Genomic DNA, 17,578 nt, shown 5'->3' on the forward strand with positions numbered 1-17,578 from the left:
CGCCGAAAAAGTATCAGGACATCGTCAATCCCGACTTCTATGCGCACGATGCCAAACCCGACTTGTGGCTCGCGCTGCGCGACGTATTCCTGTTCTGGATCGAAGCGGGCGTGCACATTTTCCGCATCGACAATCCGCACACCAAGCCGCTGCCATTCTGGGAATGGGTGATCGGCGACGTGCGCGCGCGCTATCCCGACACGATCTTCCTCGCCGAAGCGTTCACGCGACCGCGCATGATGAGCCGGCTCGGCAAGATCGGCTTCTCGCAGTCGTACACGTATTTCACGTGGCGCGAGTCCAAGCGCGACTTCATCGAGTACATGAGCGAACTCACGCAAACCAGCGCGCGTGATTTTTACCGGCCGAATTTCTTCGTCAACACGCCGGACATCAACCCGCGGCATTTGCAATCGTCGGGGCGTTCGGGCTTTCTGATTCGGGCCGCGTTGGCCTCCACGCTCGCCGGCTTGTGGGGCGTGTACAGCGGATTCGAATTGTGCGAGGCCGCCGCGCTGCCGAACAGCGAGGAATATCTCGACTCCGAAAAGTATCAACTGCGCGCGTGGGACTGGAACCGGCCCGGAAACATCGTCGGCGAGATCAGTGCGTTGAACCGGATTCGTCGTGCGAATCCGGCGCTGCAGACGCATCTCGGCCTCACGTTCCTCACCGCGCACCACGACAACATTCTGTTCTTCGAAAAAGCGACTGAAGCACGCGACAACGTCATTCTCGTAGCGATCAACCTCGACCCGTTCAACGAACAGGGCGCGGATATCGAATTGTCGTGGGACACTTTCCAGCGATGGAATCTGCACGACCACGGCGCACTGGAAGTGGACGATCAGATGACTGGTGCGCGCTTCGAATGGCACGGCCGCTGGCAACACGTCCGGCTCGGTTCGGGCCAACCGTTTTCGATTTGGCGCATCGCGCCGCTCGGCGGCTTGCCCGCTGACCGCCCAGATGATGCCGACAGCGACTATCACGCAGACGACGCTGGCAACCCAACCCCCACGGAAGGTGCGACATGAAGCGTGACGACCCAGCCCAAAGCACATCGCAGGTCCATACGAGCGCGGCCACCAGCAGTGCGGTCAAAGCGCGCGCACGTCGCCGCGGCAAACCCGCGGCCTTGAGCGACGATCCGCTCTGGTACAAAGACGCGATCATTTATCAGGTGCACATCAAGTCGTTCTTCGACGCAAATAACGACGGCGTGGGCGATTTTCCCGGCTTGATCGCGAAGCTCGACTACATCGCCGAGCTCGGTGTGAATGCGATCTGGCTGCTGCCGTTCTATCCGTCGCCGCGTCGCGACGACGGCTACGACATCGCCGATTACCGTAACGTGCACCCCGACTACGGCCAGCTTTCCGACGTGAGGCGCTTCATTCAGGAAGCGCACGCACGTGGCATCCGCGTGATTACCGAATTGGTGATCAACCACACGTCGGATCAGCATCCGTGGTTTCAGCGCGCTCGCCGCGCAAAGCCAGGGTCCAATCATCGCAACTACTATGTGTGGTCCGATACCGATCAGAAGTACCAGGAAACGCGAATCATCTTTATCGATTCGGAGCCGTCTAACTGGACGCATGATCCGGTCGCGGGCGCTTACTACTGGCATCGTTTCTATTCGCACCAGCCCGATCTGAACTTCGACAATCCGGCCGTCTTGAAGGAAGTGCTGCAGGTGATGCGATTCTGGCTCGACATGGGGATCGACGGGCTGCGGCTCGACGCGGTGCCGTATCTGGTCGAACGCGAAGGCACGAACAACGAGAACCTGCCGGAAACGCACGCAGTGCTGAAGAAGATCCGCGCGACTATCGACGCCGAGTATCCGAACCGCATGCTGCTCGCCGAAGCAAACCAGTGGCCGGAAGACGTGAAGGAATATTTCGGCGACGAAGACGAATGTCACATGGCGTTCCACTTCCCGCTGATGCCGCGCATCTATATGTCGATCGCGAGCGAAGATCGCTTCCCGATCACCGACATCATGCGGCAAACGCCGGACCTTGCCGAAACGAACCAGTGGGCGATTTTCCTGCGCAATCACGATGAACTGACGCTCGAAATGGTCACGGATTCCGAACGCGATTATCTGTGGAACACCTACGCGAGCGATCGCCGCGCACGGCTGAATCTCGGCATTCGCCGCCGTCTCGCACCGCTGATGGAGCGTGACCGCCGTCGCATCGAGCTGATCAATTCGCTGCTGTTGTCGATGCCAGGCACACCCGTGATCTACTACGGCGACGAACTCGGCATGGGCGACAACATTCACCTCGGCGACCGCGACGGCGTTCGCACGCCAATGCAATGGTCGTCGGATCGCAACGGTGGGTTCTCGCGTGCCGATCCTGAACAACTGGTGCTGCCGCCGGTGATGGGTTCGTTGTACGGCTTCGACGCGGTCAACGTCGAAGCGCAAAGCCGCGACCCGCATTCACTGCTGAACTGGACCCGGCGCATGCTCTCCACGCGTCGCGCGAAACAAACCTTCGGACGCGGCACCATCCGTTTCCTGAAACCGGAAAACCGCAAAATTCTCGCGTATCTGCGTGAAATGCCGAATGAACCGCCGATCCTGTGCGTGGCGAATCTGTCGCGCGCACCGCAAGCGGTCGAACTCGATCTGTCGGAATTCAACGGCTCGGTGCCGATCGAAATGACCGCTGATTCCGTGTTCCCGGCGATCGGCCAGTTGACCTATCTGCTGACCTTCCCGCCATACGGCTTCCTGTGGTTCATGCTGTGCTCAGACGGGCAGCGTCCGACGTGGGCGCAGGCCCATTCGGAACCACTGCCGGAGTTCGTCACGATTGTGATCCGCGAAGGCCAGGCCGGCCCGACACCGGAGAACGTGCGCCTGCTCGAATCCGAAGTGCTGCCGTCATGGCTGAGCCGGCGCCGCTGGTTTGCATCGAAGGATCAGAAGATGCATGCGGTGCGCCTCGCCGCGTTGACCACGATCCCCAACGGCGGCTTCGCGTTCACTGAAATCGAAGCCGACGTGGGCAACCATACCGAACGCTACGTCGTGCCGATCGCGATCACATGGGGCGGCGAAACCACTACGCCGCTTTTCATGCAACTGGCTCTCGCGCGCGTGCGCCGCGGCCGCAACGTCGGTCACCTGACAGACGCTTTCGCGCTACCGATCTTCGCCCATGGCGTGCTGCGCAAGCTGCGCGAACGCGCGGTCGTGCCGACTGTGCAGAAGAGCGAGATCAAGTTCATTCCAACCGAACGTTTCGCCGAACTCGACGATCTCGGCGAACGGCCCGAGATCCGCTGGCTGGCAGCCGAGCAGAGCAACAGTTCGCTGATCATCGCCGATGCCGCCGTGCTGAAACTGGTACGGCGTCTGGTAAGCGGCGTTCATCCGGAAGCGGAAATCAGCCGCTATCTGACCCAGCTCGGCTACGCGAACACCGCACCGCTGTACGGTGAAGTAGTACGCGTCGATCCCGAAGGTGTGCCGCATACACTCGCTATCCTGCAAGGCTATATCGACAATCAGGGCGATGCCTGGAACTGGTCGCTCGACTATCTGCGCCGCTCGGTGGACGAGCTCGCCATCGCTGTCGATTCCGAAGCGCCCTCGCCAGACCGCGACAACGAAGCGATTCTCGTGGAAGGCTACAGTGAGTTGGCCCGCATCATCGGCAAGCGGTTGGGTGAATTGCACGTGGCGCTCGCATCGCCCTCCGACGACCCGGCGTTCGCGCCGGAACCCGCCAGCGCCGAACAGGTGAAAGCGTGGGTCGACGGCACGCAGTCCATGCTCGCCAGCGCGCTCGATCTGCTCGCGCAGCGTATCGAGCAGATGAGTGATCCGGACACCAAGGCATTGGCGCAAAGCCTGATCGACCGCCGTGCCGCACTGGTCGACGCTGTCAGCAAGCTGGTGTCGGGAAATGCGGCTGCACTGCGTACGCGCATTCACGGCGACTTCCATCTGGGCCAGGTGCTGGTCGCGCAGGGCGACGCGTATCTGATCGACTTCGAAGGCGAGCCCGCGCGCACGCTCGAGGAACGCCGTCAGAAGTCGAGCCCGTTGCGCGACGTGGCCGGTTTGATGCGGTCACTGTCTTATGCGAGCGCCGCCGCGCAGTCCACGATGGAAAGCGCGCCGCAGCAAACCGCCGATCGCAAGCGCGCGCTGTTCGACCGTTTCCGCGCACACGCCACCGAAACGTTCCTGAACGCGTACCGCGCTGCCGTTGCTGAATCACCGACGCCACTGGTTGCCCCCGAGGCAGAGCAGGCCCTGCTCGATCTGTTCCTGATCGAGAAAGCCGCGTACGAAATCCGTTACGAAGCGGCCAACCGTCCGACGTGGCTCAGTTTGCCGGTGCGTGGCCTCGCGGCGCTCACCAGCCGTTTGCTGGGTGACACCGGCACACCGCCGAGCCACGATTCATCAACCCAGGCGCCTGGCGCCGCCGCACCGCCTAATCCGGCCGAGGGCGATTATGAGTGAGCATGACCCGGCCGCAGGCCTCCAACCTCTCGATATCGACGCGCTCGTTGAAGCGCGTCACCCTGATCCTTTTTCGCAGCTCGGGCTGCATCAAACGGACGCGGGTCCGGTGGTACGCACGTTGCTGCCGAACGCCTCGCACGTCACCGTCATTTCTCGCGCGAATGGCGCGGCGCTCGGCGAACTCGAACAGCTCAGGCCGGGGCTGTTTGCCGGCCGCGTCACGTCGGCGGCGCCCTATCGCTTGCGCATCAACTGGCACGGCACCGTGCAGGAAATCGAGGACACGTATTCGTTCGGCCCCGTTCTCGGCGACGAGCCGTTGGGCCGTCTCGCTGGCGGCGACCCGTACGCGGTGCTCGAATGCCTCGGCTCACGCCCGATGGAAGTGGACGGCGTGCCGGGCGTGCGCTTCGCCGTCTGGGCGCCGAATGCACGGCGCGTGTCGGTGGTCGGCGACTTCAATTCGTGGGATGGCCGCCGTCATCCGATGCGGCTGCGTCATCAGGCGGGCGTGTGGGAACTGTTCGTGCCGCGCGTCGGCCCGGGCACGCGCTACAAGTACGAGTTGCTCGCCCGTGACGGCCATCCGTTGCCGCTCAAAGCCGATCCGTGCGCGATGCAGACGGAATTGCCGCCGGGCACTGCGTCGGTGGTCGCGCATGTCGACGAAATCGAGCAGTTTACGTGGACCGATCACGATTGGATTGAGTCGCGCGCCGCCAAACAAACCGCGCGCTCGCCGATCTCGATCTACGAAGTGCATGCCGAATCGTGGCTGCGGGTCGCAGAAGAAGGTCACCGCGGCCTCACCTGGGAAGAACTCGCCGAGCGGCTGATTCCTTACGTGAAAAGCATGGGCTTTACACACGTTGAGTTCATGCCGATTGCCGAGCATCCGTTCGGCGGTTCGTGGGGCTATCAGCCGCTTGGGCAATTCGCGCCGTCGGCGCGCTTCGGCAAACCCGAGCAGTTCGCCCTGTTCGTCGACAAGGCGCACGAGGCCGGCATCGGCGTGATTCTCGACTGGGTGCCGGCGCACTTTCCGAACGACGCGCATGGTCTGATCGACTTCGACGGCACGCCGCTCTACGAGCACGCGGATCCGCGCGAAGGCTATCACCAGGACTGGAACACGATGATCTACAACCTCGGCCGCAACGAGGTGAGCGCATTCCTCGTGGCTTCGGGCCTCGCGTGGTTGAAGCGCTATCACGTTGACGGCCTGCGCGTGGATGCGGTCGCCTCGATGCTGTATCGCGACTATTCGCGCGCCGCCGACGAGTGGGTGCCGAACATCTACGGCGGCCGGGAAAACCTCGAATCGATCGCGTTTCTGAAGCGGCTGAATCATGAAGTCGGCTATGTGCCGGGCGTGCCGGGTGCGATCACGATCGCCGAAGAATCGACCGCGTGGCCCGGCGTGACGGCGCGCGTCGAAGATGGCGGTCTCGGCTTCCAGTTCAAGTGGAACATGGGCTGGATGCACGACACGCTGCATTACATGGAAGAGAACCCGGTCTACCGCCAATACCATCATCACATGATGACGTTCGGGATGGTGTACGCGTATTCCGAGCGCTTCGTGCTGCCGCTTTCGCACGACGAAGTGGTGCACGGCAAAGGCTCGCTGCTCGGCAAGATGCCCGGCGACAGATGGCAGAAGTTCGCCAACCTGCGCGCGTACTTCGGCTTCATGTGGACGCACCCGGGCAAAAAGCTGCTGTTCATGGGCGGCGAATTCGGCCAGATGGCGGAATTCGATCACGACACCTCGCCGCACTGGCATCTGCTCGACGATCCCAACCATCACGGCGTGCAGAAGCTCGTGCGCGATCTGAACCATCTGTACAACGAGGAACCTGCGCTGTATCGGCTCGACAGCGAGCCGGGCGGCTTCCAGTGGCTGGTCGGCGACGACAACGGCAACAGCGTGTACGCCTGGCGCCGCACCGATGGCGAGGGCCGCGAACTCGTCGTCGTATGCAATATGACGCCGGTGCCGCGAGTCGGTTACCGGATGGGGATGCCGCGCGGCGGCCACTGGGCAGAAGTGCTGAATACGGATGCGGGCGTGTACGGCGGCTCGAACATGGGCAATGGCGGGCTGATCCATACCGACAACCTATCGAGCCACGGTTGGCCGCATTCCGCTGCGTTGACGCTGCCGCCTTTGGCGACGATCGTTTTGCGCGCGAATTGATGGATGTGCTGTAAGGCGAGCGCGCGGCCAGGCGGCCGCGCGCTCGTTGCATGAAGTCCCACGATAGCGTTCATAAAACAGAACAAGGAAGGGGAATCATGTCGCATGTAATGCCCGACCGGCTTCTGCCCGGCTCGCCCTATCCGCTCGGTGCCAGTTGGGATGGCTTGGGCGTCAACTTTGCGGTGTTCTCGGCGAATGCGCAGAAAATCGAACTCTGCCTGTTCGATCCCACCGGTCGCAAAGAAATCAGGCGCTTTACGCTGCCCGAATGCACCGATGAAATCTGGCACGGCTATCTGCCCAACGCCCACCCCGGCACCGCGTATGGTTTTCGCGCGCATGGGCCGTATCAGCCGCAACATGGGCATCGCTTCAATCCGCACAAGCTGTTGCTCGATCCGTATGCCCGCAAGCTGGTCGGGCAGTTTCGCTGGTCCGACGCGCTGTTCAGCTATCGCGTGCATTCGAATCGTGCCGACCTGTCCATCGACCGGCGCGATTCGGCGCCCGCTATGCCGAAGTGCGTCGTAATCGACGAGGCCTTCGACTGGTCGCACGACCAGCGTCCGAATGTGCCGTGGGGCGAAACCATCATCTATGAGGCGCATGTACGCGGCGTGTCGATGTTGCGCCCCGATTTGCGCCAGCACGAACGTGGCACGTTCGCCGCGCTGGCTTCGCCGGAATTCATCGATCATTTACTGAAGCTCGGCGTGACCGCCGTCGAATTGCTGCCGGTGCATGCGTTTCTGAACGACCGCTTTCTGGTGGAGCGCGGCCTGCGCAACTACTGGGGTTACAACACCGCGGCATTTTTTGCCCCGGAGCCGTCGTATCTGAGCACGCACCGGCTCGATGAAATGCGCATCGCCGTGCGTCAGTTGCATGCGGCCGGCATCGAAGTGATTCTCGACGTGGTCTACAACCACACCTGCGAAGGCAACGAGATGGGGCCGACCGTGTCATGGCGCGGCCTCGACAACGCAAGCTACTACCGCCTGATTCCCGGCGACGAACGCCACCAGATCAACGACACTGGCTGCGGCAATACCGTGAACCTGGCGCATCCGCGCGTACTGCAGATGGTGATGGATTCGCTACGCTACTGGTCGACGAAGTTCAATATCGACGGCTTCCGTTTCGACCTCGGCGTGACGCTCGGTCGCGAGCAGCATGGTTTTGATCCAGGCTCGGGTTTCTTCGACGCATTGCGCCAGGACCCGATCCTGTCGCAGCGCAAGCTGATTTCCGAGCCATGGGACATCGGCCCAGGCGGTTACCAGCTCGGCAATCATCCGCCGGGCTTCGGCGAATGGAACGACCGTTTCCGCGACACGGTGCGCCGCTTCTGGCGCGGCGACGCGGGCCTGCGCCCCGATCTTGCCGCGCGTCTGACCGGTTCCGCCGATCTGTTCAACCGGCGCTTCAGGAAACCATGGGCATCGGTCAATTTTGTCACCTCGCATGACGGCTTTACGCTCGCCGATGTCACCGCGTACGAGCACAAGCATAACGAGGCCAATCGTGAAGACAACAACGACGGTCACAATGAAAACTGCAGTCGCAATTGGAGCGTAGAGGGCCCGACCGACGATCCGGTCATCCTCGAAACCCGCAAACGTGTGGCCCGCTCGTTGATCGCCACGCTGCTGATGGCGCTCGGCACGCCCATGGTGCTGGCAGGCGATGAATCGCTACGCAGCCAGAACGGCAACAACAATGCGTACTGCCAGGATAACGAATTATCATGGCTCGACTGGGAGCGTGCGGAGTCGCTCGACGGCCGCCAGATGACCGCGTTCGTCGCACGCGTGATCGCGCTGCGCAAACAGCATCCGCTGCTGCGTGAAACGCGCTTTCTTTTCGGCGACCGCGAGGTGTTGCCGGGTCTGTTCGATGTCGGCTGGTTCGATGAACACGGCGATCCGCTCACCATCGACGCCTGGCAGGACCCCGAAGGCCGCGCGTTCACGCTGCGGCGCGCGGGTCCGGGCCTGAACGGCGAAACAGAAGTATTGTTGATGATGCTCAACGCGTCGGACGAAACGCTGCGTTTTGCACCACCCGCACCGCACCTGGAATGGCATGTGCTGCTGGATACTGCTGAGCCGGAAAGCGCGCCGCACCGATTGGCGGTTTCAGAGGTCGAAGTGGCCGCGCATAGCCTCGTGATGCTGGCGGCGCAACCCATGGGCGAAGCGGATTGGCAGGCGGGCTGGAAGGCCGGCGCGCAGCATGGGCCGCGGCTGCTGACCGCCCTGCCGCCCGATCCGGGTGCGCATCCGCCGAGCAGCGATACGTCGCCGACCACGTAGGCGAGAAGCAAAATCGAATGGTGATGAATCATGTCCGAAAGTCCGATTGATCCTCACGCGCATCATCACGCGCATTGTCTGCCGTTCAGCGCGCAGTTGCTGGGCGCTACGGGCGCGAAGCCGCGCACCCGCTTCCGTTTCTGGGCACCTTCGTGCAAGGCGGTACAGGTGGAAATCGAAAATGGACCGGCCCAGGGCGCGCACGACATGACGGCCGCCGGCAACGGCTGGTTCGAAACGACCGTCGACGGCGGCGCGGGCACGCTGTATCGTTTCCGGCTCGATGGCGAGCACGCGGTGCCCGATCCTGCGTCGCGCTTCCAGCCGCAAGACGTGCACGGCCCGAGCGAAGTGATCGACCCGCGCGCGTACCGCTGGGAACATACGAACTGGCATGGCCGCCCGTGGGAAGAAACGGTGTTGTACGAGTTGCACGTCGGCGCGATGGGCGGCTATGCGGGTGTGCAGAAACGTTTGCCCGCGCTTGCCGCGCTCGGCGTGACGGCCATCGAATTGATGCCGCTGAACGACTTTCCCGGCAAGCGCAATTGGGGCTACGACGGCGTGTTGCCGTATGCGCCCGATTCCACATACGGCCGCCCCGAAGATCTGAAAACGCTGATCGACGCCGCGCACGGCCTCGGCGTGATGGTGTTTCTCGACGTGGTCTACAACCACTTCGGCCCGGACGGCAACTATCTGCACGAATACGCCCGCTCGTTTTTCCGCGAAGGCACGCACACGCCCTGGGGCCCCGCGATCGATTTCGATCGCAGTGAAGTGAGCGACTTCTTCATCGATAACGCCGTGTACTGGATCAATGAATATCGCCTCGACGGTCTGCGTTTCGATGCGGTGCACGCCATCGACAATCATGCGTGGCTGCGCGAATTGTCCGACCATATCCGCGCGAAAGTGCAGCACGGCCGGCATGTGCATCTGGTGCTGGAAAACGAGCACAACAGTGCGAGCCTGCTGGACACGCATTTCGACGCGCAGTGGAACGACGACGCGCACAACACGCTGCACGTTCTGCTGACGGGCGAAACGGAAGGCTATTACCACGCGTATGAGGACCAGCCGATCCGCCGCCTTGCGCGCGTGTTGTCGGAAGGCTTCGCGTATCAGGGTGACCCGTCGCCGATTCATGACGGCGCGCCGCGTGGCGAATCGAGCCGGCACCTGCCGCCCACCTCGTTCGTGATGTTCTTGCAGAATCACGATCAGATCGGCAATCGTGCATTCGGCGAGCGCCTGCGCAAGCTAACCTCAGACGATGCCTTGCGCGCCGCCACCGGTGTATTGCTGTTATCGCCACAAATCCCCATGTTGTTTATGGACGAGGAATATGGCTCGACCCAGCCGTTTCTGTTTTTCACCGCCTACACCGGCGATCTCGCCGACGCCGTGCGCGAAGGACGGCGCCGCGAATTCGCACGCTTTTCGTCGTTCAGCGACGAAAAGCGTCGCGCGCAGATTCCCGATCCGAACGACGTGAAGACCTTTGCGGCATCGTCACCGCCTGAGCCTGTTCAAGGCTCCGTCGCGGACGACAACGCGAAAGACCGGCTCGACTGGATGCACTTCTACAAATCCGCGCTCGCCGTGCGGGCGAAGCTGATCACGCCGCGCCTGAAACATGCCAAAGCGCTCGGCTCGACCGTGCTGAGCGCCGAAAGCGGCGGTGACGCCAATGCGCTGATCGCCCGCTGGAGACTCGGCGACGGCGAAATTCTGTCGATCGCGTTGAATCTCTCGCAGGAGAACGTGGCGTTCCCCGATCTGCCTGCCGGCAAAGTGATTTTCGAAACGCCGCCACGCGTGCGCGAGCAGATCGACGCCAGGATATTGCCGTCGTACGCGTTTGCCGCATGGGTGACCGGCGACGTCAGCGACTATGCCATCGGCCACGATGCTCGCATCGCGGGCCAACAGGAGCGCCACGCGTGAGTGCTACCCGCCGTTCAAACGATACGATCCTTACCCTTGCCACCCGCGCCGGCTTCGAGGTCGAGTGGCGGGATGCGCACCATACGACACAACATGTGCCGGAGAACACGCTCGCCGTGCTGCTCGATCGGATGGGCTTGTCATGCGGTAACGCCACGCAAATCCGGCACAGCGCGGCCGCGCTCGAAGCCGAGCTGTCCGGCCGCAAACTCCCGCCGCTGATGACCGCGGAGATCGAACGCGGCATCGCGCTGCCTGCCGCAGCGATCAAATCCGGCAGTCATTACCGGATCGAGCTCGAAAGCGGCTCGATCATCGACGGCCGCTTCACGGCGCCCAAGGGCGAAGAAGCGTTGCTCGCACCGATCGACGAGCCCGGCTACCACACGCTGGTCATCAACGAGCAACGCGTGACATTGGCTGTGGCGCCGTCACGCTGCTATACCGTCGCGGATGCGTGGCGCACGCTGCACAACGGCGCCACGGCGAAAACGCCGCCGCTGTGGGGCATTGCCGCGCAGTTATACGGCTTGCGACGCACAGGCGATGGCGGCATCGGCGACTATACGGCTCTTGCGCAAATGGCCATTGAAAGCGCGAAGCGCGGCGCGCATGCGCTCTCTGTCAGTCCGACGCATGCGATGTTCAGCGCCGAGCCGAATCGCTTCAGTCCGTATTCGCCGTCGTCGCGCCTGTGGCTAAACGTTACGCATATCGATCCCGCCGCGGTGTTTGGCGCGGACGCCGCGCGCGCCGCACTCGAGACCGCGCAGGCCACCGACGCGTGGTCGAAACTCGAAGACCTCTCACTAATCGACTGGCCGAACGCGGTCGTGCTGAAACTGAAGGTGCTACGCGCGCTCTACGAGAACTTCTGCACGCAGGAACGCGCGCATGACACGCCGCGCGCGCTCGAATTTCATGGCTTCTGCGAACGTGCCGGCCGTGCGCTCGAAGATCACGCGCGTTTCGAAGCGTTGCAGGCAGTGCAGTTGGCGCAGGAGGGCGGCAACGGCCATTGGCGCAACTGGCCCGAGGCGTTGCGCGATCCGCGCAGCCCGGAAGTTGAAGCCTTTGCCGAAGCGCATCGGCATGAAGTCGATTTTCATCTGTTTCTGCAATGGCTCGCCGCCAAAGGTTTGTCGCACGCACAGCACGCAGCGAGCGATGCGGGGATGGCCGTCGGCCTGATCGCCGACCTGGCCGTTGGGTGCGATAGTGCCGGCAGCCATGCATGGTCGTACCGCGACGACATGCTGCAAGGCGTTTCAGTGGGCGCGCCGCCCGATCTGTTCAACCAGGCCGGACAGGCATGGGGCCTTACCACCTTCTCGCCACGCGCGATGCGCACGCAGGGCTTCTCCGCATTCATCGACATGCTGCGCGCGGCGTTCGCGCACGCCGGCGGCATCCGCATCGATCACATTCTCGGCTTGCGGCGCCTGTGGCTCGTGCCGGAAGGCGAGAGCGCGCGTAACGGCGCCTATCTGCGCTATCCGCTCGAAGATCTGCTGCGGCTGATCGCGCTCGAATCGTGGCGGCATCGCGCGGTCGTGATCGGCGAAGATCTCGGCACCGTGCCGCCCGGGTTTCGCGAGCGGCTCGACGAACACGGCATCGCCGGCATTCGCGTTCTGTGGTTTGAAGGCGCGGAAGGCGGCAAGGGTTTCAAACCGCCGCACGCGTGGGACCGCAACGCTATCGGCACCACGACCACCCACGATCTGCCGACCGTGGCGGGCTGGTGGCGCGGCAGCGACGTCACGTGGCGCAACAGGATCGGGCAGACAATGGCGCGCGCCGATGGCCGCGACGCGGAGCAAGTGGCGCAGGAAGAACGCGCCGCCGATCGTGCTCTGCTATGGCACGCGTTCCAGCAAGCCGGCGTCGCCGCGCCGGACGTGGCCGCGCCGCCGCCCGACGAGGCGCCGGTGGATGAAGCGCTCGCCTTCGTCGCCGCGACGCCCGGGCCGCTCGTCACCTTCCCGCTCGAAGATCTGCTCGCATTAGTCGAGCAGCCGAATCTGCCCGGCTCGATCGACGAGCATCCGAACTGGCGCCGCCGTGTCACCTTGCCGATCGACGAACTGTTCCGGGACGATACCTTCAGCGACCGCCTGCTGGCCGTCGACCGCGCGCGCCGCGGCGCGACCGTTCCTGCTTCTCCTGCTAACGCTTCTTCGGAGCCTGATACGCCATGACCGTCCTGCGCTCCACGCTTCGCCTCCAATTCCATCGAGGCTTTACCTTCGACGATGCCGCGAAGCATGTCGAATACTTCGCCGCGCTCGGCATCAGCCACGTGTACGCCTCGCCCATCACCACCGCTGAGCCTGGCTCGATGCACGGCTACGATACCGTCGACTACACCCAGGTCAACGCAGAATGCGGCGGCGAGGCGGGCCTGAAACGCCTCGTCGATAAACTCCGCGCGCACAACATGGGGCTGATCATCGACGTGGTGCCCAACCATATGGGCGTCGGCGGGTCGAGCAACGCGTGGTGGCTCGATATCCTCGAATGGGGCCGGCACAGCACATACGCACGCCATTTCGATGTCGACTGGCATTCACCCGATCCGGCCTTGCGCGGCAAGGTGTTGGCACCGACACTCGGCGCCCCGTATGGTGACGAGCTTGCGGCAGGCCGAATTGCGCTGCATTTTGCGGCCGACAGCGGGCGCTTTTACATCGGCTATGGGCCACATGTGTTTCCGGTGTGTCCGACCGACTACGCATCGATTCTGCAAAGCGCCGACCGCGCCGATCTCAGCGCATTGGCCGAACGTTTCCAGGGCCTGACGACACAGCCGGCCGATCACCCGCGCGCCGCCGAAGGACGCGACATACTGCGCGAGTTCGTCGCGCAAAACGGCGCCTCGGCGATCGAGTTGGTGCTGGAAGCCTATTCGCCCGAAGACCCGGTCACACGCGACCGTTTGCATCGGCTGATCGAGCGGCAGCACTTCCGTCTCGCGTGGTGGCGTACCGCTTCGGACGAAGTGAACTGGCGGCGTTTCTTCGACATCTCGACGCTGGCCGGCATGCGTGTGGAGCGGCCCGAAGTGTTCGAGGCCGTGCATGCGCTGGTTTTCCGTCTGTATCAGGAAGGCGTGGTGGACGGATTGCGGATCGATCACGTAGATGGGCTGGCTGAACCGCGTGAGTACTGTCAGCGTCTGCGGCAGCGCCTGACCGAATTACGCGACACCACGCCGTATATTGTTGTCGAAAAAATTCTCGGCCGCGACGAGGCCCTGCGCGACGATTGGCCCGTGGATGGCACGACCGGCTACGATTTCATGAACGACGTGGGCGCGCTGCTGCACGATCCGGCCGGCGCCGAGCCGCTTGCGCAAACGTGGGCCGAACTCACCGGCCGCAGCCCGCGCTTCGCTGACGAGGCATTGGCCGCGCGGCGCAAGATTCTCGCGGAGAATCTCTCGGCGGAACTGGACCGCGCGGCGCGTGCGTTGCATCGCATTGCCCGCGATTCGCTGACGACGCGCGATTTCACCTTCACGGCGCTGCGGCGCGTGCTGACCGAACTGGTCGTGCATTTTCCGGTGTATCGGATCTATCCACAGAACGGGCTGCGCGGCGCCGCCGATAACATGTATTTCGAGCAGGCGTTGGCAGGCGCGAAAGAGACGCTTTCGCGTGCCGACTACGTGGTGCTCGACCGCGTGAACGCGTGGCTAGGCGGCAGCGCCGAAGAAGTGCCGAATGTACGGGGCAATGCGCCACCGCAGCAACAGGGTCCGAACGGTGCGCCACCGACCCATGCAGGTTCCTCGCGACGCACCGCGCAGACGCTGTTTTCGCAATTGACGGCACCGGTCGCCGCGAAGGCGGTTGAAGATACGGCGTGCTATCGCTACGGACGTCTGCTGTCGCGCAACGAAGTCGGCTCGGATCCGGGCGAGTTTGCTTTGTCGGTCGAGCAATTTCATGCGGCGAATCTGGAACGGTCACAGCGCTTTCCTCACGCGATGCTGGCCACAGCGACACATGACCACAAGCGTGGCGAAGACGTGCGCGCGCGGCTTGCGGTGTTGAGCGAAATCGCGGATGAATGGAGCGTCAGGTTGTGCGCGTGGTCGACATTGAACGCGCCGCATCGGCGTGCGCTCGATGGCACGCCGATCAGCAGCGTGAGCAAGGACACACGCTACGACTGGGCACCGGGTCCCGCCGCCGAGGCGATGCTATATCAAACCCTGGTGGGCTGCTGGCCCCTGGATCTAAAACCGGACGACGAAGCGGGCGTCAAGGAACTGGCCGAGCGCGTCGCGCAATGGCAGTTGAAGGCGCTGCGGGAAGCGAAGTTGCAGACCAACTGGCTTGCATCCGACGAAGCGTATGAAGCCGCCTGCCGCGATTTCCTGTTCGATATCCTCGCGCCGCAGCGGCGCGATGGCTTCCTGCACGAGTTGTCCGCATTCGTGGCGCGGGTTGGGCGCGCTGGTGCGCTCAATAGTTTGCAGCAGACGGTGTTGCGGCTAGCGTCGCCTGGGATTCCCGATCTTTACCAAGGCACGGAATTGTGGGACTTCAGTCTGGTCGACCCGGACAATCGCCGGCGCGTCGATTTTGCCAAACGTGAGGCGTGGCTGGCTCAAACACCGCCGTCGGAGTTTTTACCGAACTGGCGCGATGGACGCGTGAAGCTCGCGGTGGTGCAACGCGTGCTGGCGTTGCGCGCGCATTTACCGGAGTTGCTGAGTCAGAGTGCGTATCTGCCGCTTGAGGTGCGCGGTGCGCATGCGTCGAATGTGATCGCGTTTGCAAGGCGGCACGGGAATGCGTGGGCGGTCGTGATCGCCAGCCGGCTCGCTGCCGGACTGCTCGGTGAGCATGGCGATTTGCCGATGATCGATCCGGCCAAATGGGGCGATACGGCAATCGCGGTGCCTGCCGATCTGACTGACCGCGCACTGTTCGACTGGCTGAGTCCGGCGGCGCCTAAGGTCGATGAAAGCGGCTTTTTATATCTCCGCGATGCGTTGAGCGCGATGCCGATCGCGGTGTTGGTGGAGGACGGCGTGCCACGCAGTTGAATCTGCGATTTTTAGAAGGCCGTAGGCGGTTAAAGCCATCTCCTTATACACAACTCGACGCTTGCGGAAACGATCGTGGAGTAGGAAAGCAGCCACAAGGGGGTTGTTAACAATGCGGATTTCGCGTTTACTCTCGGATTTTCGGCATGAAGATCCGAGACGACGCGGGAGCATGGGTGGACGAGGAATTTGAGACGCTGGATTTGGGTGATCCACGGCGAGACCGGCGCGCGAAGGAACTTGTCAAACGGTTCGCCAGCCGGCCCACGGCCAGCATTCCAGGCGCGTGCGACGGCTGGGCCGAGACGATGGCGGCATATCGCTTTCTGGGCAATGAGCGCATCGACTGGCGCGACATGATGCAGCCGCATTGGGACCGTACCACGGCACGCATGGGGCAGTTGCCGGTGGTGCTGTGCATTGCCGATACGACAGAGCTGAACTTTAACGGTCAGGATATCGAAGGGGCCGGTCCGCTCAATTATGAAGCACAGGTGGGCATGTATCTTCACGCGACCTATGCGGTGACACCGGATCGGGAGCCGCTGGGTGTGATGAACGCATGGATGTGGGCGCGCCAGCCTCGCGATGCAAACGGCAGGCGTGGCGGTGTCAGGGAAAGTGTGCGGTGGATCGAAGGCTATGAGATCGTGGCCGAACAGGCACGGGCCCTGCCTGACACGCGACTGGTGTATGTGGCCGATCGTGAAGGCGACATCGCCGCGCTCATGCAGCGTGCGCAGGAACTGGGTGAACCGGCGGACTGGCTAATGCGCTCGCAACACAATCGCGCGCTGGAAGGCGAAGCAAGTTTGTGGAAGACGCTGCACGCCAGTGAGGTGCTTGGCCACATCAGCTTCGTGCTGCCCGGGCGCAGCGACCAGAAGGCGCGTGAAGTGAGACAGGAACTGCGTAGCCAGCGCGTCACGCTGCCCGGGCGTGCCGGTGTCACGCTCACCTGCGTCGAGGCGTATGAAGTGGATGCGCCAGCGGGTGTGAAGCCCGTCATCTGGCGTCTTGTGACCAACCGCGAAGCGGCCGATGCGCATGCGCTCCTCGAACTCGTTGACTGGTACCGCGCGAGGTGGGAAATAGAAATGTTCTTCAACGTTCTGAAGAACGCCTGCCGGGTTGAGGCGCTGCAACTCTCACAGATGGAGCGGGTGGAGAAGGCGCTCGCGCTGTACATGGTCGTATCGTGGCGTATCGCGCGGCTCATGCGTGTCGGCAGAACCTGTCCGGAGCTGGACGCGTCGCTGTTCTTCGCGGCTGACGAGATACATGGCGCTCACGTGCTCTGTAAGAAGGCGCGTCCGAAAAAACCACCGACGCTCAACCAGATGATACGGATGGTCGCGTCACTGGGCGGATTTCTCGGGCGCAAGAGCGATGGCGAACCGGGCGCGAAGACGCTGTGGATTGGCATGCAGCGAGTCATGGATGCTGTGATCACCATTCAGATCTTGCGCGACGGCTACGACACTTCTGTATAACGAAATGGGTTAAAGCACCTGTGCTTTAACCGCCTTTTTGTTGACTCATTCAAGGCG

General features: G+C 62.9%; 7 protein-coding genes and 1 pseudogene. All 8 read left to right on the forward strand.

Translation table 11 applies throughout. From position 1 onward, the window contains the following. Positions 1-1,037: pseudogene (locus tag VFE81_RS01620) on the forward strand (DUF3416 domain-containing protein); the annotation flags it as partial. Then, positions 1,034-4,498 carry a maltose alpha-D-glucosyltransferase gene (gene treS, locus VFE81_RS01625; RefSeq protein WP_325042923.1) on the forward strand — a complete coding sequence of 1,155 codons (3,465 nt, stop codon included), beginning with the start codon at positions 1,034-1,036 and terminating at the stop codon, positions 4,496-4,498. The pseudogene VFE81_RS01620 and the gene treS, both read left to right, overlap by 4 nt. Further along, the gene (gene glgB, locus VFE81_RS01630) at positions 4,491-6,701 is read left to right on the forward strand and encodes a 1,4-alpha-glucan branching protein GlgB (RefSeq protein WP_325042924.1); all 2,211 of its coding nucleotides are present in this window, start codon (positions 4,491-4,493) and stop codon (positions 6,699-6,701) included. The genes treS and glgB overlap by 8 nt, the downstream gene beginning before the upstream one ends. Positions 6,702-6,799: 98 nt before the next feature. Further along, complete coding sequence (glgX, locus tag VFE81_RS01635; RefSeq protein ID WP_325042925.1) at positions 6,800-9,019, forward strand: glycogen debranching protein GlgX; 2,220 nt, start codon at positions 6,800-6,802, stop codon at positions 9,017-9,019. A gap of 30 nt (positions 9,020-9,049) precedes the next feature. Next, positions 9,050-10,969: a malto-oligosyltrehalose trehalohydrolase gene (gene treZ, locus VFE81_RS01640; protein ID WP_325042926.1), complete on the forward strand. Its 1,920-nt coding sequence runs from the start codon at positions 9,050-9,052 to the stop codon at positions 10,967-10,969. Further along, entirely contained in the window at positions 10,966-13,170 is a 2,205-nt protein-coding gene (gene malQ, locus VFE81_RS01645; RefSeq protein ID WP_325042927.1) for a 4-alpha-glucanotransferase, read from the forward strand. The genes treZ and malQ overlap by 4 nt, the downstream gene beginning before the upstream one ends. Continuing rightward, positions 13,167-16,028 (forward strand): malto-oligosyltrehalose synthase, encoded by a 2,862-nt coding sequence (gene treY, locus VFE81_RS01650; RefSeq protein ID WP_325042928.1) that lies wholly within the window; start codon positions 13,167-13,169, stop codon positions 16,026-16,028. Before malQ ends, treY begins: the two co-directional genes overlap by 4 nt. Before the next feature lie 146 nt (positions 16,029-16,174). Next, positions 16,175-17,521, forward strand: a complete 1,347-nt coding sequence (locus tag VFE81_RS01655) for an IS4 family transposase (RefSeq protein WP_325042929.1) — start codon at positions 16,175-16,177, stop codon at positions 17,519-17,521. The last annotated feature ends 57 nt before the right edge of the window (positions 17,522-17,578 follow it).

Source organism: Paraburkholderia sp. (assembly GCF_035656215.1).
In the GTDB taxonomy this organism is placed as follows: domain Bacteria; phylum Pseudomonadota; class Gammaproteobacteria; order Burkholderiales; family Burkholderiaceae; genus Paraburkholderia.

Bases quoted from the DNA above. Each gene is read 5' to 3' on its own strand.
- treZ (WP_325042926.1), top strand. From the start codon at position 9,050: ATGTCCGAAAGTCCGATTGATCCTCACGCGCATCATCACGCGCATTGT.
- treY (WP_325042928.1), top strand. From the start codon at position 13,167: ATGACCGTCCTGCGCTCCACGCTTCGCCTCCAATTCCATCGAGGCTTT.
- glgB (WP_325042924.1), top strand. From the start codon at position 4,491: ATGAGTGAGCATGACCCGGCCGCAGGCCTCCAACCTCTCGATATCGAC.
- VFE81_RS01655 (WP_325042929.1), top strand. From the start codon at position 16,175: ATGAAGATCCGAGACGACGCGGGAGCATGGGTGGACGAGGAATTTGAG.
- treS (WP_325042923.1), top strand. From the start codon at position 1,034: ATGAAGCGTGACGACCCAGCCCAAAGCACATCGCAGGTCCATACGAGC.
- glgX (WP_325042925.1), top strand. From the start codon at position 6,800: ATGTCGCATGTAATGCCCGACCGGCTTCTGCCCGGCTCGCCCTATCCG.